The sequence below is a fragment of the Leucobacter sp. gxy201 genome (assembly GCF_051043335.1).
Taxonomy (GTDB): domain Bacteria; phylum Actinomycetota; class Actinomycetes; order Actinomycetales; family Microbacteriaceae; genus Leucobacter.
In genome coordinates this window covers 122,923-144,139 of record NZ_JAMXWS010000003.1, presented here as the reverse complement: position 1 = coordinate 144,139, position 21,217 = coordinate 122,923, and the positions used below count along the sequence as shown (strand labels likewise).

At 71.6% G+C, this 21,217-nt stretch carries 19 protein-coding genes; 17 read left to right on the top strand and 2 right to left on the bottom strand.

The window, feature by feature from the left end; all coding sequences use genetic code 11:
- Positions 1 to 2 precede the first annotated feature (2 nt).
- Genes NHL51_RS05765 through NHL51_RS05750 form a run of 4 tightly spaced genes read left to right on the top strand, consistent with a single transcriptional unit; the run spans position 3 to position 2,634 of the window.
- Positions 3 to 1,031 carry a hypothetical protein gene (locus NHL51_RS05765; protein WP_434142396.1) on the top strand — a complete coding sequence of 343 codons (1,029 nt, stop codon included), beginning with the start codon at positions 3 to 5 and terminating at the stop codon, positions 1,029 to 1,031.
- A 10-nt stretch (positions 1,032 to 1,041) separates the two neighbouring features.
- Positions 1,042 to 1,305: a glutaredoxin domain-containing protein gene (locus NHL51_RS05760; RefSeq protein ID WP_434142395.1), complete on the top strand. Its 264-nt coding sequence runs from the start codon at positions 1,042 to 1,044 to the stop codon at positions 1,303 to 1,305.
- Positions 1,306 to 1,349: 44 nt separating this feature from the next.
- The gene (locus NHL51_RS05755) at positions 1,350 to 2,177 is read left to right on the top strand and encodes a spermidine synthase (protein WP_434142768.1); all 828 of its coding nucleotides are present in this window, start codon (positions 1,350 to 1,352) and stop codon (positions 2,175 to 2,177) included.
- Positions 2,170 to 2,634 carry a SprT-like domain-containing protein gene (locus NHL51_RS05750; RefSeq protein WP_434142394.1) on the top strand — a complete coding sequence of 155 codons (465 nt, stop codon included), beginning with the start codon at positions 2,170 to 2,172 and terminating at the stop codon, positions 2,632 to 2,634. The genes NHL51_RS05755 and NHL51_RS05750 overlap by 8 nt, the downstream gene beginning before the upstream one ends.
- 398 nt (positions 2,635 to 3,032) lie before the next feature.
- Here the strand turns inward: NHL51_RS05750 and NHL51_RS05745 are convergent, their stop codons facing one another.
- On the bottom strand, positions 3,033 to 3,608 hold the full coding sequence (locus NHL51_RS05745) for an NUDIX hydrolase family protein (protein ID WP_434142393.1): 576 nt from the start codon (positions 3,606 to 3,608) through the stop codon (positions 3,033 to 3,035).
- Between the two features lie 75 nt (positions 3,609 to 3,683).
- Between NHL51_RS05745 and NHL51_RS05740 the strand changes: the two genes are divergently transcribed.
- Together NHL51_RS05740 and NHL51_RS05735 are read left to right on the top strand one after the other, a co-directional pair.
- Positions 3,684 to 4,544 (top strand): nitrilase-related carbon-nitrogen hydrolase, encoded by an 861-nt coding sequence (locus NHL51_RS05740; protein ID WP_434142392.1) that lies wholly within the window; start codon positions 3,684 to 3,686, stop codon positions 4,542 to 4,544.
- The gene (locus NHL51_RS05735; RefSeq protein WP_434142390.1) at positions 4,541 to 4,966 is read left to right on the top strand and encodes an NUDIX hydrolase; all 426 of its coding nucleotides are present in this window, start codon (positions 4,541 to 4,543) and stop codon (positions 4,964 to 4,966) included. Before NHL51_RS05740 ends, NHL51_RS05735 begins: the two co-directional genes overlap by 4 nt.
- A gap of 48 nt (positions 4,967 to 5,014) precedes the next feature.
- Here the strand turns inward: NHL51_RS05735 and NHL51_RS05730 are convergent, their stop codons facing one another.
- The gene (locus NHL51_RS05730) at positions 5,015 to 5,407 is read right to left on the bottom strand and encodes a TfoX/Sxy family protein (protein WP_434142388.1); all 393 of its coding nucleotides are present in this window, start codon (positions 5,405 to 5,407) and stop codon (positions 5,015 to 5,017) included.
- A gap of 169 nt (positions 5,408 to 5,576) precedes the next feature.
- On the opposite strand from NHL51_RS05730, the gene mvk reads away from it, so the two are divergent.
- The 11 genes from mvk to NHL51_RS05675 all read left to right on the top strand — a co-directional run bounded on the left by mvk (position 5,577) and on the right by NHL51_RS05675 (position 21,115).
- The gene (gene mvk, locus NHL51_RS05725; RefSeq protein WP_434142386.1) at positions 5,577 to 6,635 is read left to right on the top strand and encodes a mevalonate kinase; all 1,059 of its coding nucleotides are present in this window, start codon (positions 5,577 to 5,579) and stop codon (positions 6,633 to 6,635) included.
- On the top strand, positions 6,632 to 7,621 hold the full coding sequence (mvaD, locus tag NHL51_RS05720; RefSeq protein ID WP_434142385.1) for a diphosphomevalonate decarboxylase: 990 nt from the start codon (positions 6,632 to 6,634) through the stop codon (positions 7,619 to 7,621). The genes mvk and mvaD overlap by 4 nt, the downstream gene beginning before the upstream one ends.
- Entirely contained in the window at positions 7,618 to 8,739 is a 1,122-nt protein-coding gene (locus NHL51_RS05715; protein ID WP_434142383.1) for a phosphomevalonate kinase, read from the top strand. The genes mvaD and NHL51_RS05715 overlap by 4 nt, the downstream gene beginning before the upstream one ends.
- A complete protein-coding gene (fni, locus tag NHL51_RS05710) occupies positions 8,732 to 9,856 on the top strand; it encodes a type 2 isopentenyl-diphosphate Delta-isomerase (protein ID WP_434142381.1) in 1,125 nt (374 codons plus the stop codon). Before NHL51_RS05715 ends, fni begins: the two co-directional genes overlap by 8 nt.
- 64 nt (positions 9,857 to 9,920) lie before the next feature.
- Positions 9,921 to 11,003, top strand: a complete 1,083-nt coding sequence (locus NHL51_RS05705) for a hydroxymethylglutaryl-CoA reductase (protein WP_434142379.1) — start codon at positions 9,921 to 9,923, stop codon at positions 11,001 to 11,003.
- Complete coding sequence (locus NHL51_RS05700; RefSeq protein WP_434142378.1) at positions 11,000 to 12,202, top strand: hydroxymethylglutaryl-CoA synthase; 1,203 nt, start codon at positions 11,000 to 11,002, stop codon at positions 12,200 to 12,202. The genes NHL51_RS05705 and NHL51_RS05700 overlap by 4 nt, the downstream gene beginning before the upstream one ends.
- 28 nt (positions 12,203 to 12,230) lie before the next feature.
- Complete coding sequence (locus NHL51_RS05695) at positions 12,231 to 13,430, top strand: sensor histidine kinase (RefSeq protein ID WP_434142376.1); 1,200 nt, start codon at positions 12,231 to 12,233, stop codon at positions 13,428 to 13,430.
- Complete coding sequence (locus NHL51_RS05690; protein WP_434142374.1) at positions 13,427 to 14,053, top strand: response regulator; 627 nt, start codon at positions 13,427 to 13,429, stop codon at positions 14,051 to 14,053. Before NHL51_RS05695 ends, NHL51_RS05690 begins: the two co-directional genes overlap by 4 nt.
- A gap of 159 nt (positions 14,054 to 14,212) precedes the next feature.
- Positions 14,213 to 15,109: a DUF4822 domain-containing protein gene (locus NHL51_RS05685; RefSeq protein ID WP_434142373.1), complete on the top strand. Its 897-nt coding sequence runs from the start codon at positions 14,213 to 14,215 to the stop codon at positions 15,107 to 15,109.
- 117 nt (positions 15,110 to 15,226) lie between these two features.
- Complete coding sequence (locus NHL51_RS05680; RefSeq protein WP_434142372.1) at positions 15,227 to 18,562, top strand: LuxR C-terminal-related transcriptional regulator; 3,336 nt, start codon at positions 15,227 to 15,229, stop codon at positions 18,560 to 18,562.
- A 303-nt stretch (positions 18,563 to 18,865) separates the two neighbouring features.
- On the top strand, positions 18,866 to 21,115 hold the full coding sequence (locus NHL51_RS05675) for a hypothetical protein (RefSeq protein ID WP_434142371.1): 2,250 nt from the start codon (positions 18,866 to 18,868) through the stop codon (positions 21,113 to 21,115).
- Positions 21,116 to 21,217: the final 102 nt, after the last annotated feature.

The window sequence follows — 21,217 nt, the reverse complement described above, 5'->3', positions numbered from 1 at the left end:
GTATGACCTCGCGAACTTCGCACCCCGGACAGGCGCTGCCCGCTTTGATCGCCGTTTCCATCATCGTATTGATGCTCGCGGTGCTGCTCACGATGATCGCATACTCGAGCATTCCCGAGTATCCGTCCTCGCTCGGTTTCTCCGAGCCGGAGACCCGGGACAGCACCGCATGGTCAGCGGTCGCCGGCGTGGCAGCGGTCGGCGTCGCCATCACGGTTTCGCTGCTCCGCGTGGCAGGTCGTTGCGAACGGCTGTTCCAGCAGTGGCGGCAGATCGTTCGAGCACCTGCGCAGGCGAACGCCGACGATGTCCTCGACATCAAGAGCGAATACGCGGACGCCCGGGCCCTCGGGCTCGCCCTCACTCTCGTACTCGTCTTCTTCGCAGCGCTCAATGCATTCATCTGCTACTCGCTCCTCCTCGAAGGAACGTGGCTGCAGGCCCTATCGCTACTCGCATTCGTGCTCTTCCTCATCTTCGAGACGTGCAGCTTCTTCACAGCGTTCTGGCGCGACCCGGGAATTCTCGAGAACGAGAACGCTCGGAGGCGCGTCAAGAACTTCTGGCGCATCCGTCATCCTCACCCTCGAGCCGATAGGCGCATCGCAGTGCTGCTCTGCATCCTGGCCCTCGGCCTCGGCACCGATTTCGATATCGTGCTGCATGAGGTCGGCGTGTGGGCGGCCGTGCTCTCAGCCGCCCTGAGAATCATCAGCCTCTCACTCGCATTGCGCCTCGCCGCAGACTTCTCATCCGGCGGTCCTCTCGAACGAAGCACGATACTGTGCTTCACGCTCCTCTTCCTCGGAATGATCTGGACCTTCACCTTCGCCGCGGTACTCGACGTCGCGGCAACGGACCGCACGATCGTCTCGATCGTCGCCGGCGCGATCTCCCTGACCGCAGCGATCGCGCTGATCATCGGGAAACTCGTCTGGCGGCGATGGAACCTCCTCACAGACAGACAACTGCTCCGCCTACGCAACGCGGCTCTGGCAGCGCCGAACCATCGTGCCGGCGGCCGAGCGTAGGCTGGACGGCATGACCGAGACCATCATCTTCGGCGCGGACTGGTGCGCCGATTGCCGCCGCGCGAAGCTCATCTTCGATCGCGCGGGCGCCCCGTACCGCTACGTCGACCTCGTCGCCGAACCCGCCGCAGCGGAGATCGCACGGGAGATCAGCGGCCGCACGAACATCCCGGTGATCGTCTACCCCGATTCGAGCCACCAGGTCGAACCCTCGAACGCCGACATGCTGCGGCAGATCGACGAGCTCGGGCTCGCCGGCCGGGAACCCGAGTGAACCTCCCCGAGCCCGTCGTGCTCTCGTCGGGCCTCGTCGCGGCGATGGAAGAGGACCGCTGGGTGCCGGGCAGCCTGCAGCTCGTCGTCGACGGCACCCCGCAGTCGCACGTGAACCTGCGCGACCCCTCCGACCTCTTCTTCGAGTACGTGCGCCGCATCGGGCACGTACTCGACCTCATCGCGCCCCCGGGGAAGCCGATCTCGGTCATGCACCTCGGCGGCGGGGCCCTCACCCTGCCCCGGTACGTCGAGGCCACCCGGCCCGGCAGCCGGCAGCAGGTCATCGAGCTCGAGGGCGCGCTGGTCGACCTGGTGCGCGGGGCGGCCCCGCTGCCGCGCCGCGCGAGCATCCGCGTGCGGCGCGGCGATGCGCGAGCCGTGCTCGAGCGCCTGCCCGCCGGCATGCACGGCGCCATGGACGCGGTCGTCGTCGACATCTTCGCGGGGGCGCAGACTCCCGCGCACGTCTCGAGCACCGAGTTCTACGAGCTGCTGCGCCCGTTCCTCGCCCCCGACGGCGTCGTCGTCATCAACGCCGCCGACGGCGCCGGGCAGCACTTCGTGCGCGGCCAGGTCGCGACCCTGCGCACGCTCTTCGGGGCGGTCGCCGCCATCGCCGAACCGCAGGTGTTCAAGGGCCGCCGCTTCGGCAACGTGGTGCTCGTCGCCGCCGGCGCACCGGGGACGACGGCCGCCGATGAGCTCGAGCCCCTCGATTGGCTGCCGCGCCTGCTCGCGGGCGGCCCGCATCCCGCCCGCATGCTCGTGGGTCGCGAGCTCGACGACTTCGTGCGCGGCGCGAAGGCCGTCACCGACGCGACCGCGCAGGCGTCGCCGCTCCCCGCGAAGGAGCTGTTCGAACGTGGCTGACCTCGCACGGGTACGGGTCTGGGCCGGGGCGCTCATCAAGATGCACCTCGACCCCCTCTTCGGCGAGGGCTCGTGGACGTTCGACTTCGATCACGCGAAGCGCCGCGCGGGCCTCTGCAACTACACCGACCGGCGTATCACGGTGTCCCGGTACCTCACCGCGAAGTTCGACGACGACGAGATCCACCAGGTGCTGCTGCACGAGATCGCCCACGCCATGGTCGGCCATGCCGCGGGCCACGGGGCGAAGTGGAAGCGCACGGCGGGCGAGATCGGCTATGTCGGCGGTCGCACCCACGACGGCGACATCGCCCACGAGCACGCCCCCTGGGCCGGGCTCTGCCCCTCCGGGCATCGGCACTACCGGTTCCGCAGACCCACCCGCGTCACCTCCTGCGGGCAGTGCACGAAGGGGTTCTCGCGCGAGCACATCATCACCTGGCAATACCAGGGGTAGGGGCGCAATACCCCCACGAGCTCGATCATCGGCTCATGTGGAGCCGAAAGCACCATTGCGCCCCTCACGGTGGTGCATACGGCTCCGCGCTTCGAAGGGAACCTCCACCTCGCCGGGTCGAACCGTGCGGCTGCCGCGCCCGGCTCCGCAGGGCTTGCCGAGGGCCGAAGGCGGCTGGGGAGGGAATGCCCGCGGACTTCTCCGCTGCTCCCAACCCGGTTTCGGTCCCGAACCCTCGCGGGAGTCGCCCACTGCCGTGAGCGTCCGCCGCTCGCAGCAAGGGTCGGCGCCGGCCGACCCGCTGCAGCCCGTGTGTTCCCTCGGATCTGCGAGCTCACTCGGACGATTCGACCGGGTTCCATCCGAATGAGATCGCAAATCCGAATGAACTCACGGGGTCAGCAGCCGACGGTGCTCAATGCCTGCCTGAGCAGCGCGCCGCGGCCGCCCGACATCTCGTCGAGCATCTCGGGCGACAGCGCCTCCTCCGGCGACATCCACGTCACCTCGAGAGCATCCTGCCTCGGGCTGCACGACCCCGTCACCGGCACGACGTACACGAGCGAGACCGCGTGCTGGCGCTCGTCGACGTACGCCGAGATGCCGGGCATCGGGAAGTACTCGGCGACCTGCGCCGGCACGAGCGCCGACGGCATCTGCGGGAACGCCATCGGGCCGAGATCGTTCTCGAGGTGGCGGAAGAGCGCCTCGCGCAGCGTCTCCCCGTAGCGCACACGGCCCGAGACGAGGGCCCGCGTCATGCCGCCCTCCGGGGTGCCGCGCAGCAGCAGGCCGACCTCGGCGACCCGCCCGAGGCCGTCGAGCCGCACGGGCACGGCCTCGACGTACACGACCGGCAATCGGCCGCGCACGAACGCGAGCTCGTCTTCGCTCAGCCAACCGGGATTCCCCGGGGGCGACGGGCGATCCTCGGGCCCCTCCGGTTCGGGCAGCTCGGCGGTGTCGATGCTCATGCTGCCATTCTTGCACCCGACCGCAGAGGCCGGCGATCCCTGCAGAATGCAGCGCAGGGGTCGTAGGCTGGGAGCATGAGTACGAGCACTGTGGCCCTTCTGCAGATCGCCAGCCCCGATGACGAGAGCCGGGAGGCCCGCATCGCGCGCGTCGAGGCGCTGCTGCGCGCGCACGACGGCGTCGACCTCTTCGTACTGCCCGAGCTGTGGAGCCCCGGCTACTTCTCGTTCGACCGCTACGACGAGCTCGCGGAGGACTTCGACGGCCCGACAGTGACCATGGCGCGTCGGGTGGCGCAGGATCTCGGCTCGTCCGTGCACCTCGGCAGTTTCATCGAACGCGGCCCAGACGGCGGGCTCAGCAATACGACCGCGCTCATCGACGCGGCAGGGCGCATCGCGCAGGTCTACCGCAAGATCCACGTGTTCGGATACCAGTCGCGCGAGACCGAGCTGCTCACCCCCGGCGGCACGCTGAGCGTCGTACCGAGCCCCATCGGCGAGCTCGCGAGCACCACGTGCTACGACCTCAGGTTCCCGGGCCTGTGGCAGGAGATCAGCGCGCGCGGGGCCGAGGCGGTCGCGGTGCCGGCGGCCTGGCCCGCGGCGCGGCGCGAGCACTGGCGCACCCTCACGCAGGCGCGCGCGGTCGAGCACCAGCTGTGGGTGCTCGCCTGCAACGCCTGCGGCAGCCAGGGCGGCGTGCAGCTCGGCGGGTTCAGCCGGGTCACCGACCCGACGGGGCGCGTCGTGGCCGAGTGCGGCGACGGCGAGGAGACCATCGTCGTCGAGATCGATACGGGCCGCGTGGACGAGGTGCGGGCCGAGTTCCCGGTGATCGCCGACCGGCTGACCCTCGCCGACTACTCGGCGCTGTCGGCCGACCCCGGCGCCGAGGCCGTCGCCGCCGGGGACGCGCCCGAGGCCCGCGCATGAGCGGCGAACGCATCATCCGCGTCAGCGCGGTCGTCATGCGCGACGCCGCCGGCCGCGTGCTCAACGTGCGCAAGCGCGGCACCGCTTCGCTGATGCTGCCGGGCGGCAAGCACGAGCCCGACGAGCATCCGCGCGACACCGCGGTGCGAGAGTGCGCCGAGGAGCTCGGACTGGCGCTCGACGGCGCGCTGCTGCGCCCGCTCGGCGTCTTCCGGGCCGCGGCGGCGAACGAGCCGGGCCACGTCGTCGAGGCGACCGTATTCGAGCACCCGCTGCTCGAGGCGGCGCTCACGGCCGAACCGCGGGCCGAGATCGAGCACCTCGAATGGGTCGACCCGAGCTCCCGGCGGGACGATATCGCCCCGCTGAACACCGACTTCGTCTTCCCCGCACTGCTCGCGGGCAGCGCCGCGCCCGCCTAGGCGATCGCGCCCGCTCCGCGATCCGGGCAGCGTGCAGAACTTCTGCGGCTACTCCGTTCGCAGAGCTTCGGCGGCCTTGGCCGCCTTCGCCGCGTTCGCGGCCTTCGGCTTGCGGGGCTTCGGCTTGCGGGGCTTCGGCTCCGGCAGCGCCGCGGCGGTCTCGGCGATGAGGCCCGAGAGCCAGTCGCGCTCCTCCCAGAGGTCGCCCGAGACGCGGAAGTAGAGCTTCGATCCGGGATAGGCGGGCGCTTCATCGGGCACGCCGATGTAGGCGCGGCCCGCCTCCGTGGGCTTGACGAAGAGTTCGTCGTCGCAGACGAAGGCGACGGGCTTCTCGTCGGAGTAGAGGCAGTACTCGCCGAACATGCGGCGGGTGCGGATGCCGGGCAGGGCGCTCAACTGGTCGATGAGGAACTCGACGGTCTCGGCTCGCGTGCTCATACGGCAAGCATATGCTCGCATTCGGGGTTCATGCTCTAAACTAGACAGCTGGACTTGCGGAGGAGGGACGGCGCGTCCGTCCACCTCTTCCTTCATCGTCACCGCAGCCGCGTCGACCTCCACATCGACGCGGCGCCACCGGGGCGAAGGTCGATCGAAACGGATAGGCATGAAACTCTCTCAATCGATGCGCCCGCGCCCTGCGGCGAGCGCGGCGGATGCGGCGGATGCGGCGCTCGCCGCAGAAGCGCCCGTTGCCGGCGCGTTCCACGGCACCGCCGAGGCCGTCGCCCCCGCGCGCACCGGCACGGGCACCGCGCACGCGAAGGCGATCCTCTTCGGCGAGCACGCCGTCGTCTACGGCGCTCCGGCGATCGCGATGCCGCTGCACCAGCTCGGGGTCGAGGCCATCGTGCGCCCGACGCCGGGCGGCGAGATGCGCATCGAGAGCGAGCTCTTCGCGGGCACCGCGTCGTCGGCACCCGATGAGCTGCGCCCGGTCGTGACCGCGGTGCGCGTCGCGCTCGCGAGCACGGGAGCGGCGAGCGAAGAGGTGCAGGTGCTCGTGCGCAGCGCGATCCCCCACGGCCGCGGTCTCGGCTCGAGCGCCGCGGTCGCCGCGGCCATCACCCGCGCGGTCGCCGATCTGCGCGGCGTCGAGCTCGCCGATGACGAGTTCCACGAAGTCGTGCAGCGCGCCGAGCGCGTTGCGCACGGCAACCCGAGCGGCATCGACGCCCGTGCGGTGGCGGCTTCGGGGCCGATCCGGTTCCACGGCGGCGAGGTGCGCCCGACGGGGGTCGGCGCGCCCCTGACGTTCGTGCTCGCAGACTCCGGAGTGCCGGGGTCGACGGCGCAGGCCGTCGCGGGCGTGCGCGAGCTGCGCGCGGCGAACCCGGCGACGGTCGACCGCACCATCTCGCAGCTGGCGGAGATCGCCGAGGGGTCGGTGCTCGATCTCGCCCTGGGCGACCGCCCGGCGCTCGGCACCCGCATGCTCGAGGCGCACCGGCTGCTCGGTTCGCTCGGCGTGAGCACGGTGCAGCTCGACGCCCTGGTCGCGGCGGCGCACGCCGCGGGCGCCGACGGCGCGAAGCTCACGGGCGGCGGCCTCGGCGGCTGCGTGCTCGCGCTCGCGGAATCGACCGAGCAGGCCGAGCACATCGCACTGGCGCTGCGCGCCGCGGGTGCCCGCCGCACCTGGACGACCACGGTGCCCGCCGCATGACCGCCGCACGCACCGCCACCGCCCGCGCCTTTCCGAACATCGCGCTCGTCAAGTACTGGGGCAAGCGCGACGAGGCCCTCATGCTCCCGGCCGCCGGCAGCCTCTCGCTGACTCTCGACGCCTACGCGACGACGACGACCGTGGCGTTCGACGATGCGCCGGGCAGCGCGGCGCACGACTCCTTCGAGCTGAACGGCGTCGAGCAGAGCGGCGACAGCCTGAGCCGCGTGACCCGCTTCCTCGACCTCGTGCGCGAGCGCGCCGGGTCGACCGCGCACGCCCGCGTCGTCTCTCAGAACGAGGCGCCGACGGGCGCGGGGCTCGCGTCGTCGGCCTCGGGGTTCGCGGCGCTCGCCACGGCGGCCTCCGCAGCGGCGGGACTTCCCGGCGATACCCCGTCGCTCAGCCGGCTGGCGCGCCGCGGCTCGGGATCGGCCGCGCGTTCGGTCATCGACGGCATCGCCGTCTGGCACGCCGGCGAGGGCGATGGGACGTCGTTCGCCGAGCCCGTCGATGCGCCCGAGATGCACATGGTCATCGTGACGGTCGACGAGCGGCAGAAGGCCGTATCGAGCCGCGTGGCGATGCGCAGCAGCGCGCTCACCTCGCCGTTCTACGAGGGCTGGGTCAGGAGCACCGAGGCGAGCCTCGCGGCGATGCTCGAGGCCTGCAGGGATCGCGACTTCACGCGCATCGGCCGCATCACCGAATCGCATGCGCTGCGCATGCACGCGGTGATCCAGTCGAACGACCCGCCCGTGCGCTATCTCACCCCGACGAGCGTCGCGATCTTCGACGCGGTCGTCGGGCTGCGCGAGCGCGGCATCGAGGCATACTCGACCGCCGACGCCGGCCCGAACATCGCCGTGCTGGTGCAGCCGGAAGACGCCGCGACGGTCGCCGACGCGCTGCGCGAGTACGGCCGGGTGCGCGCGGTCGGCCCGGGCCGCGGGGCGCACCTGCTGCCCGGCGCGGAGACCGCATGACCGAGGGCCCCACGATCGAGGCCCGCATTCCCGGCAAGCTCTACATCGCGGGCGAGTACGCCGTCGTCGAGCCGGGCGAGCCCGCCGTGCTCGTCGCGGTCGACCGCACCCTCACCGCGCGCCTCGTCGAGGCGAAGGGGGCCGGTCACGTGCGTTCTCGGGTCTACGGGGGCAGCCCGCTGACCTGGGTCAGGGATCGCGAAACCGGCCGCATCGTGCACGAGCGCGAGCAGCTCGACTACGTCTTCTCGGCGATCGACGCGGTCGAAGAGCTGCGCGCCGAACGCGGCGTGGCCCCGCGCTACTTCGATCTCGAGATCGTGAGCGAGCTCGACGACGAGAGCGGGCGCAAGTTCGGCCTCGGCTCGTCGGGCGCCGTCACGGTCGCGGTCATCGCCGTGCTGAACGAGTTCTACGGCCTCGGCCTCGGCCTCGAGGAGCGCTGCCGGCTCGCCCTGCTGGCGACGATCGAGATCTCGCCGCGCGCTTCGGGCGGAGACCTCGCGGCGAGCACGTTCGGCGGATGGGTGCGCTACTGCTCCCCCGACCGCGGCGCTCTGCGCGCGCATCGCGCGGCGCACGGCGTCGAGGCGACGCTGCGGTCGGGGGAGGCCTGGGCCGGCTTCGCGGTGACCCCGCTCGCCGCCCCGGCGTCGCTCGAGCTCCTGGTGGGGTGGACCGGCTCCCCCGCCTCGACCGACCGTCTCGTCGCCGAGGTCGGCCGGTCGGCCGGCACCGCGGCGACGGGCCGGCAGGAGCTCTCGTTCATCGAGCAGAGCCGGGACTGCGTCGCCGAACTGGTGGCGGGCATTGCGGGCGACGACCCGTCGCGCTCTCTGCGCGCCGTGTCGCGCGCGCGGCGCCTGCTGCAGCAGCTCGGCGAGACGAGCGGCATCGTGATCGAGACCGATCAGCTGCGCCGGCTGTGCGAAGCCGCGGAGACGCACGCCGCCGCCGCCAAGCCGTCGGGCGCGGGCGGCGGCGACTGCGGCATCGCGCTCGTCTCCACCGGCGGCGACTTCGGCGGTATCCTGCGGGAGTGGGAATCGAACGATATTCTGCGGCTGCCGCTCACCGTGGCACCGGCGCTCGCGAGTGCGGAGGGGCAGCATGATTGAGCCCGCCTCGAACGCCGCGGCGCCCGACGCGGTCCGCGCGACCCGCAAGGACGACCACGTGCGCCTGGCCGCCGCGCAGCACGGCGACGCCCGCTCGCTCAACGAGTTCGACGACCTCGAGTTCGTGCATCACGCGCTCGCGGGCATCGACGCCTCGCTCGTCGACCTCGGCGTCGAGCTCGGAGCCGGCGTCGACGGCGCCCGCTGGCCGCTGCCCTTCTACGTCAACGGCATGACGGGCGGCACCGAGTGGACCACCCGCATCAACCGCGAGATCGCCATCGCCGCACGGGAGACCGGCATCGCGATGGCGAGCGGCTCCGTCTCGGTCGCGCTCGACCACCCCGAGACCGCCTCCGGCTTCCAGGTGATCCGCGACGAGAACCCGCACGGCTTCGTCATGGCCAATATCGGCGTGGGCCGCAGCGCGGACGACGCGGTGCGCGCGGTCGAACTGCTGCAGGCCGATGCGCTGCAGTTGCACATCAACGCGGTGCAGGAGACGGCGATGCCCGAAGGGTCTCGCGACTTCTCGTCGTGGCAGCGCTCGGTCGAGCAGATCGTCGCGGCCTCGCCGGTGCCGGTCGTCGTGAAAGAGGTCGGGTTCGGGCTCAGCCGCGAGACGCTGCGGCGCCTCGTCGAACTCGGAGCCCGATACGCCGATGTCAGCGGACGCGGCGGCACCGACTTCCTGCGCATCGAGAACGCCCGCCACGAATCCGCGGCCCAGCTCGCGGGCGACGACTTCTCGATGCTCTCGGGCTTCGGGCAGTCGGCGCTCGCCTGCCTGCTCGACGCGCCCACGGAGGGCCCCGCGCTCCTCGCCTCCGGCGGCGTGCGCACCCCCTTCGACGTCGTCAAAGCGCTCGCCGCGGGCGCTCGGGCGGTCGGCGTGGCCGGCACCTTCCTCGAGGTCGTGCTCGAGGGCGGCGCCGAGGCGCTGATCACCGCGATCGAACGCTGGCGCGCGCAGACGACCGCGATCCTCGCACTGCTCGGCGCGCAGACCCCCGCAGACCTCGCCCGCACCGACCTGCTCGTACGCGGCCGCCTCGGCGAGTTCTGCCGACTGCGCGGCATCGACCTCGCGGCGCTCGCCACGAGGTCGACCGCATGACCCTCGACCGCTGCCGGCCCCGAACCCGCCGCATGCCCCGAACCCTTCCAGATAGAGAGACGCCGTGACCGACCGAGATCGCCCCTCCGAGACGCCGCCCACGCTCATCCCGACGCGCTGGGTCGGCCCGCTGCGCGTCAGCGGCGACGCCATCACCGCCGACGAGCCCTTCGCCGAGATCTCGGTGCCGCTCGCGACGTACGAGACGCCGCTGTGGCCTTCCGTCGGCCGCGGCGCGAGCATCTCGCGCGAGATCGAGGGCGGCATCCGCACCGTCGTGCTCGGGGAGCGCATGACGCGTTCGGTCATCTTCGTCGCCGATGGCGCCGTGCTCGCGGACTCCGCGGCGCGCACCATTCGGGCGCGCCTGGGCGAACTGCAGGAGGTCACCTCGGCGGGCAGCCTCCACGCGCAGCTGCTCGAGGCCCATACCGAGGTGGTCGGCAACCTGCTGTTCGTGCGCTTCGCCTTCCTCACGGGCGACGCCTCGGGCCACAACATGGTCACGAAGTCGGCGGATGCGCTGATGGAGCGCATCCTGTCGTGGGGCCTCGGCATCGACTACGGCTCGATCTCGGGCAACTTCTGCTCGGACAAGAAGGCGACCGCTGTCAACGGCATCCTCGGGCGCGGCCGCAATGTCGTCGCCGAGATCGTGCTGCCCCACGAGGTCGTCGAGCGCCGCCTGCGCAGCTCGGCCCGGCAGATCGCCGACCTGGTCGTGCGCAAGAACCTCGTCGGCAGCACGATCGCGGGCGCGATCCGCTCGGCGAACGCCCACTACGCGAACATGCTGCTCGCCTTCTATCTGGCGACGGGCCAGGATGCGGCGAACATCGTCGAGGGGTCGCAGGGCATCACCTACGCCGAGGAGCGCCCCGACGGGCTCTATTTCTCATGCACCCTGCCGCATCTCATCGTCGGCACCGTGGGCAACGGCAAGCACCTGGAGCATGTGAACGTCAACCTCGATCGGCTCGGCTGCCGCGAGGAGCGCGAGCCCGGCGCGAATGCGCGCAGGCTCGCGGCGCTCATGGCCGCCACCGTCCTCTGTGGGGAGCTGTCGCTCCTCGCAGCCCAGACCAACCCCGGTGAGCTCATGGCAGCCCACCTGCTCATGGAGCGGAAGGAGAAGCCGTCAGCATGACCGCGATCGGCATTCACGACCTCGAAATCTCGTCGGCGCATCACGTGATCGACCTGGCCCGCCTCGCCGAGTCGAACGGCACCGACCCGAACAAGTACCATCTCGGTCTCGGGCAGGACGAGATGGGCTTCCCGGCCCCCGATGAGGACATCGTCACGATGGGTGCCACGGCCGCCCAGCGCATCATCGAGCGCAACGGCTTCGAGGGGATCCGCACGCTGCTGTTCGCGACCGAGACGGGCGTCGACCAGTCGAAGGCCGCCGGCGTCTCGGTGCACAAGCTGCTCGGGCTCCCGAACCACGTCCGCGTCACCGAGTTCAAGCAGGCCTGCTACGGCGGCACCGCTGCGCTGCAGGCGGCGCTCGGCATCGTCAGCCGATTCCCCGAGGAGCGGGTGCTCGTCATCGCCGCCGACGTCGCCCGGTACGAGCTCGACTCCCCCGGCGAACCGACGCAGGGCGCGGGCGCGGTCGCGATGCTCGTCAGCGCCGACCCGGCACTCGTCGAGATCGAACGGGCGACGGGGCTCTACACCGCCGACGTCGACGACTTCTGGCGGCCGAACGACCTCTCGACCGCCGTCGTCGAGGGCGCACTGTCGGTATCGGCCTACCTCGACGCGCTGAGCGGCTCGTGGGACGATCTGCAGGCGCAGGGCGGCTCCGGCATCGACGACATCGACCGGCTGCTCTACCACCAGCCGTTCACGAAGATGGCGCAGAAGGGGCAGCGGCACCTCGCGAAGCACACCGGGAGCCCGATCAGCGCGGCGCTCACGCGGGCCGAGCAGGAGGCCGCGGGCGAGGCGCGCGACACGGGGCTCTTCACCGGGTCGATCTACAACCGTCGCCTCGGCAACAGCTACACCGCGTCGCTGTACTCGGCGCTCGCCGCGCTGCTGCACAACGACCCCGACCTCGCGGGCCGTCGCCTCGGCTTCTTCAGCTACGGTTCGGGCAGCGTCAGCGAGTTCTTCACGGGCGTCGTGCAGCCGGGCTACTTCCGCCCGGAGGCGGCCGCGGCCGTGACCGCTTCGCTCGATGCGCGCGCGTCGCTCGAGATCCCCGAATACCGCGAGCTGCACGACCGCAGCTACCCGAGCGCTCCTGATTTCGAGACCCCGCGCGTGACCCGGGCCCCGTTCCGCTTCGCCGGCATCCGCGGCCGCGCCCGCCAGTACGAGCGCACCGAAGGCTGACCCCGGCTCATCCCGGAAGCCCGAGCCGATGACCGACCCGCGCCATGACCCGCAGCCGCTCGCCCGGTTGCGGGCCATGGACCTCGCGGTCGACATCGGCTTCGCGGTGCTGCTCGTCGTCTGCGGCATTCGCTATTTCGCCTACCATTCGAGCGCGGGCATCGGCACGGTCGTGCTCGCGCTCGCGGCTTCGACAGGGATCGCCTACGCCTGCGCCGTGACCGGACCGCGCAGGCCCCGCATCCCGCACCCGACCGGTATGCTCGGCACCCGTCTCGGGGTCGGGCTGCTCGTCGCGATCGCGTGCTGGCTGCCGCTCGTGGTGCTGGCGCCGTCGTTCGGGTGGTGCGCGTTCGCGCTCTTCTTCGCCGTGCGTCGCGTGCTGAGCGGCCGGGCCGCGCTCGTCGTCTCGGGCCTCATCGTCGTCGCCGTCAGTTGCGGCCTCTACCTCATGTCGTCGGGGCAGGATCTCGGGCTCGTGCTCGGCCCGTTCTTCGGTGGGCTCGTGCTCTCGTACGCGCAATCCGCCCTCGATCGCGCCCTGTCCGAGCAGCAGCGGCTCATCGACGAACTGGTCGAGGCCCGCGAGCAGTTGGCGCGCAGCGAGCGCGAGGCCGGGGCGCTCGCCGAACGCGGCCGTGTGGCGAGCGAACTGCACGATACCGTCGTGCAGCGCACCGCCGGCGCGCTGCTGCTGCTCGAATCGGAGGGCGGCGGGCGCGACGCGGCGCGCATCGAGCAGGTGCGCGAGGCGCTGCGCGAAGCGCTCGTCGAGACTCGCCGGCTCATGCACGGACTGGCGTCGCCGCGCGCTGACGCCGAGCGGCTGTCGGCGCTGCTCGGGGCGCAGGCCGCCGAGGCCGGTGCCGCGTACGAACTCGTCGGCGAGGAGCGCGACGTCGCGGAGCCGGTGGCGCACGCGCTCATGCGGGTGACCCGCGAAGCACTCATCAATGCGCGCAAGCACGCCGGGTCCGCTGCCGTGCACGTGACGCTCACCTACTTCTCCGATGCCGTCGGCGTCGACATCGCCGATGACGGCGCGGGCTTCGAACACGACGGTACGACGGAAGGGTTCGGGCTGCGCGCCATGGAGTGGCGGGTACGCAGCCGCGGAGGCGAGTTCACCATCGATTCGGCGCCCGGCCGGGGCACCGTCGTCGGCGCGGTGCTCCCTTCGCCCGAGACCCCGCAGCCCGTTCCCGTCCCGGAGGTTCCGCACCCGTGATCCGCATCCTGCTCGTCGACGACCACCCCGTGCTGCGCCATGGCGTGCGAGCCCTGCTCGACACCCAGCCCGATTTCGAGGTCGTCGCCGAAGCCGGCTCCGCAGACGGAGCGGTGACCGCGGTGTCGGGCGCGGAGGTCGCGATCGCCCTGGTCGACCTCGACCTCGGAGCCGATGCGCCCGACGGCTTCGACGCGACCCGTGCGATCGTGCAGGCCTCTCCCGGGACGCGGGTCATCGTGTTCACCGCCTACGATTCCGATTCCGACGTGGTGCGCGCCCTCGATGCCGGTGCCGCCGGCTACCTCGTGAAAGACAGCCGACCGGCCGAGCTGTTCGCCGCGATCCGATCCGCCGCCGAAGGGCGCGACGCGGTATCCGCGCCGATCGCCGAGCGGCTGCTGCACCGCAGCCGCTTCGCCGAAGAAGCCCTCACGGCCCGCGAACTCGAGGTGCTGACGCTCGCGGCTTCCGGGCTGTCGAATCGGGATCTCGCGCGCACGATCCACGTGAGCGAGGCGACCGTGAAGACCCACCTGCACCACGCTTTCATCAAGCTCGGGGCCGACAATCGCCAGGCCGCGATCGCGGTGGCGGTGAAGCGCGGGCTGATCCGCCTGTAGCGGGGTCCGTACCGGGCGGCGAACGCTGCCGGTCGTCACCGGGAAGCGCGCCGCGGGCCGGTTCAACCGATCGGTTGATGCCCCGTGCTCGCGCCGGCCGTAATTTGGGATCGACCCTCCGGGCAGTGCGCTGCCCCGATTCCGACCGAAGGACTGTACATGACCCACCGCCAGAAGCCCGCGCGCCTGCCGCTCATCGCCGCCTCGGCTCTCGCCGCCGCACTCTGCGTGCTGCCCGCCGCGGGAGCGTCCGCCGCCGAGACCGGTGCCGGGACTGCGACGACCGAGACGGCGATCGCCGGGCTTGCCGGCACGGAGAGCACGGTCGCGGAAACCGCTGCGGCAGACGAAACCGCCGTCGAAGCCTCCGCGCCGCAGGCGCTGCCCGTCGATATCGACGCAGCGGCCGCGGCTCTCGCAGCGACCCCGTGGGCGACCACCGGCGCAGTTGACCAGAACGGCAGCGACGTCGCCCTCGACGACCCCCGCGCAGCGAACTTCGTCGGCAACGCGTACTTCCACGCCGACGGCACCTACACGATGTTCAATCTCGATGACACCCCGAAGCTCCAGGGCGATTGGGAGATGCGCATCGTGAACGGCCAGCTGGCCCGCTGGATCAACGCGAAGAGCACTGCCGGCGACGTGCTCTGGCAGCGCATCGTCCCGATCGTGCAGCTCGACTCCGGCGTCTTCACCTACCGCGTCGTCGACGCCGGCGACCCGGCCCAGTGGGTCGACATCATCCACACCCCCACCGACCACGCCGAGCCCGGCAGCGAGACACCCGGCGACGGCGACGACGACGGTACCGCCGAGTCCGACGATGCGAACGGCGCCGGCGGTGCACCCGCCGAAGGTGCAGGCGAGACTCCGGGCGAGACTCCCGCCGAAGCGCCGACCGCACCCGCAGCGAACGCCGGCGCGAAGCAGCCGGGCGCTCTCGCCGTCACCGGCGGTGCGGGTCAGGGCCTGGCCCTCGGCGGTGCACTGCTCGCGCTGCTCAGCGGTGCGGCGATGTTCGTCGTGCGTGCGGTGCGCCGCCGAGCGATCTGATCGCAGGCTGCGGGCGCACGCCGAAGCGCCGGAGAGCCGGTTCACAGCCTCCGCTGTGGACCGGCGTATGCTTCGGAGGTACTCTGGAGACCTCAGGGGGGAAGCAGAGGAGCTTCCATGGGAACCACGGTGACGCCGCCGCTGGGAGCCGCCACGCTCGTGGAGAACCCCATCGGGGCGGCGATGCGCAAGCCGAACCGGCATCGCGCGGTACTGCCCGCATTGCACTGGCAGGACGCGCCCGCAGCGGTCCTCGCCGAGGCGCTCGAGGCGCGCACCGCGCTCTTCAGCGCGACCGGGGCCTCCGGTTCGGGCAAGACGGTGTGGGCCGAGCAGCTCGACGAGGCGGCGCGGGCGTGGTCGCGCACGCACGCTGACCGGTGGCGCGTCGTCCATGTCAGCGCGACGAAGCACGACCACCAGGTGCCGTTCGCGCTCGCACGCCGCATCATCGTCACCGCGGGCGGCGCCCGCCCCGATCCCGACGCCGAGACCGACCCCGATTCCGACGCCGCGATCAACGGCACCGCGAACGACTGCCGCCGCGCGCTCACGAAGGGACTGTCGAGCAGGCGCCGACTGCTGCTCATCATCGACGATGCACAGTGGATCGACGACGCTTCGCTGCAGGTGCTGCGCGCAGTGGTCTCGCAGCACTGGCCGACCGGGCTGTGCCTCGTACTCGCGGGCCGCACGCCGCGCACGCCGCAGACGAGCGAGATCATCGCGACGGCGGCGCGGCACCCGTGGGGCGCGAAGCGCCGCATCGACTTCCTCCCCCTCGACCCCTCGCAGGCGCGCACCTACATCTCGCGCGTGCACGACCTCGAGCTCTCGCTCGCCCTCGCGACTCGACTGACGGCCGTGTCGCGGGGGCTGCCGCTGCTGCTCGACCACGTGCTCGCGTCGCTTCATTCGGTGTGGCAGCGGAGGCAGGCAGCGGAGCGGGTGCAGCGGCCCCGCTTCGACGAGGACATCACCGACGCACTGATCGCCGAGGCCATGCCCGCCCTCGAGTCGCCGATCGACGAGCACGTGCAGCGGCTCCGGCCGGGAGCCCGTGCAGCGGTCGAGATCGCATCGGTGCTCGATGCCCCGTTGTCCGAGAGCGCGTTCGCGCAGCTCGACGGGGCGCTCGACGCGGGTGCCTCACCCGCACAGGCGATCGCCGACGGAGTGCTCGTGGCGGCCGGCCGCAGCGGCCGGCGCGGCGCCGATGCAACCGTCGAAGGGTACGTCGTGCATCACGATCTGCTCGCCGAGGAGATCGCGAAGAGCCTGTCGGCGCGCCGGCGCGCGCGCATCCTGCGGGCGGCGGCCGAAGTGCTGCCCGCGAGCGATGCCGAGAGCAGGTATCGTGCGCTCGTCTGGGCGCTCGAAGCGCACGGGATCGCAGGCACAGCGCCTGCCGAACCGACCCTCGAGCGGCTGCGCGCAGTCGTGACCGAATCGGCCGAGCGCAGGCTCGTCGAGCGCGTGTTGGGCATCATGCAGCTGGCGATCGACGCCGCACGCCGGCCGGCGCCGCGCATCGCCGAGGGCCTCGTCCTCGAGCTCTACACGCTCGCCATGGCGCTCTCGGCGCTGCCCCGGCTCCTCCCTTTCGTGCCGACGCTCGAAGCGATGCCGCCGTCGCCGCTGCGAGATCTCGCCCTGCTGCACATGCGCGAATTCCGGGGCGACTACGCCTGGGCGCGCGAGTTCGGCGCGCGCATGCTGTCCGAGCTCCCCGCACAACTCTGCGGCACCGGCGGCGGTCGTTTCCGCAGCGCTGCCCCTGCCGAGCAGACGGCTCTGCTCGAAGCTCTGCACATCCGCGCCCACGTGCTGCTGATCCTCGGCATGATGGCCCCGCAGGCGACGCTGCGCAGCGACTTCGGGTTCGCTCCGCTGCGTCAGGCCCGGGAGCTCGCACTGCAGCTCGCCGCGCTGCCGGCCGCGCGTTGGGCAGCCGTCGACCGACGGCTGCGCTGGCTGCCGAGCGCCTCCGACATCGTACTGCGCGCGACGGGGCTGATCTTCTACGGTGCGAGCACCGCCGGCGATTTCGAGCTCGCCCACCTCGAATACGTCACGCTCGCGCAGCGCATCGAGGCCGCCCCTGAACGGACCGCGACGCTCTTCGATGCGTACGTCATTCGAGCGGGGGTGCACGCGAGCCAGGGACGCATCGCGCTCGCCTACAACGACCTCGAGTGCACCCAGGCCATGCTCGCAGCCGGTGTCGCGGGCTGGGGCGAGGGCACGGGCCGCACGATGTTCCTCTACTGCGCCTACCTGCTCGGCAAGTCGACCGAGATCCCCGCGATCGTGCAGGAGTCCTCTGCCACGATCCTCGATGCGATGGATGCCGTCAGCAGGCCGTCGTTCTACGCCCTGCTCGCGGTCATTGCTGCGGAGGCCGGCAATGGGGCCGGCTGGCAGGCATCGGCGCAGCTCATGGAGCAGACGCGCACGACCGACTACGACATCTTCGGGGCCGAGTTCGAGATGTGGGCGCAGGTCGCCTATGCGCGCATGACCGATGACCCGGCGGCGCAGCTCGCGGTATTCGCCGCCGACGGGGAGTTCTCGGAGCGGCTGCTGCGGTCGCAGAACATCTTCGCGTTCAAGGTCGACGCGCTCGCGGCCCTGGGCCGGGCCGAAGCAGCCGATCGCGAGCTCGCCCGGCTCCGCGCGCTGCGCTCCCCCGCCTACGAAGGGGTGCACGGGTCGCTCGACTGGCTCGAAGGCCGGGTGCAAGAGGCCTACGGGCACACACGCGAGGCGATCCGCGCCTATGTGGCGGCGGCGAACTCGGTGGGGCACGACTCGGCCTTCCCCGTGGCGACGGCTCGGGCGGCGGCCGACGCAGGCCGGCTCATGCTCGACGTCGGAAGCGACCTGCGGCGAGCGCGCCGCTACCTGCGCAGCGCACTCGACACGTACACGCGGCTGAACATGGTGCCCGCCGCAGTGCGCATCGGCGGGCTGCTCGATCGCAGTCGCGCGGGGGTCGACAGCGCGCTCGGGCCGATCGAGCATCGGCGCGCCGAGGTCATGTCTTCGGTGCCGGGGGCCGAGCACCTGACCGGCCGCGAACGCGATGTGGTGCTGCTCGCGGCCCAGGGATCATCGAACGCCGAGATCGCTGCCCGCTACGGCATCAGCGTTTCGACCGTCGGCTTCCACATGACGAACGTGCTCGGGAAGCTCGGCATGGCGTCGCGACGCGAACTGCACGACCCCCGGGTCGCCGCGGAGCTGCGGCTCGTCAGCGTGTTGCCGCCGCGCCGCGGCTCGGCACGGCTGACCCGGCGCGAAACCGAAGTGATGCGGCTCGCGCAGGCCGACCGCACGAATGCGGAGATCGCCGACGAGCTCGGCGTCAGCTACCGCACCGTCGCATTCCATATCGAGAATATTCTGCGCAAGCTCGGCCTCTCGAGCCGCCGGCAGCTCGCGGCGCTCTGACCCCGGGCGGGCTCCGCTCCTGGGTACGCCTCTTCGTGCGACTTGCCCTGCCCGCCGAGCGCCGCTCGGCGATCCCTGGCGAAACACCTGGCAATGAGTACCGGACTTCTGACGAGCGCCCGAGCCCGACGGCAACCGAATTCTAAGGTGCCGCATAACCGGGTCAGCCGTACTGACTTCGGCGGGGAACCCACTGGACCACGAACAAGGGGAATTCTGATGCCACGTAATGCGCGAAAGTCTTCTTTCGCAGACCCGTCTCCACGGTCGACGACGAAGTCGACGCGAGGCAAGCACCGGCGGTTGGGCCTCGCAGCGCTCATCGCCGCCGCCCTCACCTTCGCGCCGGCGACGCTGGCGTTCGCCGATGAGCCGCCCGTAGACCCCGCCGCTGCAGCGACGGTCGCTGCCGATGCGGCGGCACCGGCCGTCGAAACGGCGCCGGTCGAACCGCCCCCGGCACCCGAACCCGCACCGGCTCCCGAGCCAGCCCCCGAGCCCGCATCGGCACCAGAGCCGGCCCCCGTTCCCGAGCCCGCACCGGGCCCCGAACTCGCACCGGCTCCCGTCGAGACGCCTCCGGCAGCGCCGTCCGAGACGCCCACGGTCGAGGCCCCGGCGCCCGCGGAGGCGGCTCCCGAAGCGGAGCAGAAGACCACCGCCGACAGTGCGGACGATACTGCGAGCGCAGACCCGGCCGCATCGACCCGGTCGATGCAGGCCCCGACCACCGCCGCCCTGAGCACCGCCGACGCATCCGGCAACAAGGGCAACGACAACCCGGGCAAGAAGATCACCATCTGCCACGCTCTCGGCAACGGCGGCTTCATCGTGATCTCGCCGAATGCGAACGGCGACGCCAGCGGCCACGCCGGCGCGCATCACCAGAACGGACGAGACATCATCCCGCCGTTCGACTACACCCACGACGGCGTCGAGGCCCACTTCCCCGGCCAGAACTGGGACGCCGCGGGCCAGGCCGTCTTCAATAACAACTGCACGGCCCCGATCCCGACCCCCGCTGTCGACGTCGTCGTCGACCAGTGCGTCGCCGCGGGCGAGACTCTGCCGCTGACGGTGACGCTCGAACTCAGCAGTCTCAGCGTCGACCGGACCTACTCGGTCGTGGTCAAGAAGGGCGGTGCCGTCGTCTCCGCGACCTCGTTCACCTCGAGCGGCGCGACGGAGACCCTGCAGATGAACATCAGCGGCGACGGCGAGTACACCGCGACCGTCACCGATGCGGTGAGCGGCCAGGGCAGTAGCGCAGCGTTCACCGTCACCCCCTGCCCCGTTCCGGCCGGCACCCCGGTAGTGGCGCTGCTCGTGAATCAGTGCACCGTGCCCGGCGGCGGCCTACCGACGACCGGCGAGATCGTGCTCCGCAACCTGACGGTGGGCGATGACTACACCGTCAGCGTCGTACGACCGAACGGCGAGCCCGCCTTCTCCGAGAGCTTCACCGCGCAGAGCACGCAGCGAGACCTCGACCTGCCGCTGAGCGGCGAGGGCACCTACACCGCCACGCTCCTGGACCGCACGACCACGATCGAGGCGAGCCCCTTCACCGTCGACCTCGCGCCGTGCCCCGATGCTCCGACGCTCGTGATGACGACGGGGCCCTGCCCGGCACCGGGAGCACCCGATGCCGGCATTCGCGCGATCGAAGTCGTGCTCGCCGGCCTGCAGCCGGGCGCCTCGTATACGCTGACGCTGAGCGATAGCGACGGCCCGGTAACGACCGACGCCTTCGTCGCTCCGGGCTCCGAGCTCACCCGCACGTTCTACGTCGAAGACGCGAGCACCTACACCGCGGCCCTCGCTTCGGGCGATGACGACTCGGGCACCGTGCTCGCCGAGGGCAGCGACGACGTCGAAGCGTGCCCGCCGCCGCAGGGGTACGACCTCGGCATCGTGAAGACCGCGAGCGCGGAGGGTGCGGGCGTCTGGGAGGGCGACACCATCCGGTACAGCCTCACCATCACGAACGCGGGCCCGGCCGCGGCGATCGACCCGGTCGTGAACGACCTGCTCCCCGCAGGCCTTTCGAGCGGGGAGGTCGTGAGCCTGCCGGCCGGCTGGTCGGTCTCGGCCGGCGGCGGGGCGCTCATCGCATTCGCGTACTCCGGCAGCTTCGCGGCGGGCGCGAGTGCGTCGATCGTGCTCGAAGCGGTCGTCGGTCCGGTGCCCGAGGGCACGACCGATCTCACGAACACGGCGTGCGTGACCGTACCGGTCGTGCCGACGGTCGCTCTCGCCGATGTCGGCGGCGGCGACACCGACCCCGGCAACGACTGCTCGAGCGCGACGACCCCCGTCACTCCGCCCGTCGTTCCCCCGGTGGAGCCGCCGGCGACCCCGCCGGCCGTGAACCCGCCGCCGGTGACGCCCGCCGCGACCCCGGTCGTGAAGACCCCGGCGCCCGGGCTGCTCGCCACGACGGGCTCGGCTTCGCAGGGGTCGGTGCTGCTGCTCGACGCGCTGCTCGTACTCGCCGGCATCGGCGCACTCGCCTTCGGATACCGCGAGACCCGCAGAATCGGCAGGAGGTAGCCCGGACAGCATGAAGCGGGGTGTCTCGGGACCGATCGGTCTCGAGACACCCCGCTTCTCGTGCCGCAAGCGCCCGAGTAGCCCGCAGGCTCGCCGCATCAA

Coding starts and splice junctions, on each gene's coding strand:
- NHL51_RS05765 (WP_434142396.1), top strand. CDS start 3: ATGACCTCGCGAACTTCGCACCCCGGACAGGCGCTGCCCGCTTTGATC.
- NHL51_RS05760 (WP_434142395.1), top strand. CDS start 1,042: ATGACCGAGACCATCATCTTCGGCGCGGACTGGTGCGCCGATTGCCGC.
- NHL51_RS05755 (WP_434142768.1), top strand. CDS start 1,350: ATGGAAGAGGACCGCTGGGTGCCGGGCAGCCTGCAGCTCGTCGTCGAC.
- NHL51_RS05745 (WP_434142393.1), bottom strand. CDS start 3,608: ATGAGCATCGACACCGCCGAGCTGCCCGAACCGGAGGGGCCCGAGGAT.
- NHL51_RS05740 (WP_434142392.1), top strand. CDS start 3,684: ATGAGTACGAGCACTGTGGCCCTTCTGCAGATCGCCAGCCCCGATGAC.
- NHL51_RS05735 (WP_434142390.1), top strand. CDS start 4,541: ATGAGCGGCGAACGCATCATCCGCGTCAGCGCGGTCGTCATGCGCGAC.
- NHL51_RS05730 (WP_434142388.1), bottom strand. CDS start 5,407: ATGAGCACGCGAGCCGAGACCGTCGAGTTCCTCATCGACCAGTTGAGC.
- mvk (WP_434142386.1), top strand. CDS start 5,577: ATGAAACTCTCTCAATCGATGCGCCCGCGCCCTGCGGCGAGCGCGGCG.
- mvaD (WP_434142385.1), top strand. CDS start 6,632: ATGACCGCCGCACGCACCGCCACCGCCCGCGCCTTTCCGAACATCGCG.
- NHL51_RS05715 (WP_434142383.1), top strand. CDS start 7,618: ATGACCGAGGGCCCCACGATCGAGGCCCGCATTCCCGGCAAGCTCTAC.
- fni (WP_434142381.1), top strand. CDS start 8,732: ATGATTGAGCCCGCCTCGAACGCCGCGGCGCCCGACGCGGTCCGCGCG.
- NHL51_RS05700 (WP_434142378.1), top strand. CDS start 11,000: ATGACCGCGATCGGCATTCACGACCTCGAAATCTCGTCGGCGCATCAC.
- NHL51_RS05695 (WP_434142376.1), top strand. CDS start 12,231: ATGACCGACCCGCGCCATGACCCGCAGCCGCTCGCCCGGTTGCGGGCC.
- NHL51_RS05685 (WP_434142373.1), top strand. CDS start 14,213: ATGACCCACCGCCAGAAGCCCGCGCGCCTGCCGCTCATCGCCGCCTCG.
- NHL51_RS05680 (WP_434142372.1), top strand. CDS start 15,227: ATGGGAACCACGGTGACGCCGCCGCTGGGAGCCGCCACGCTCGTGGAG.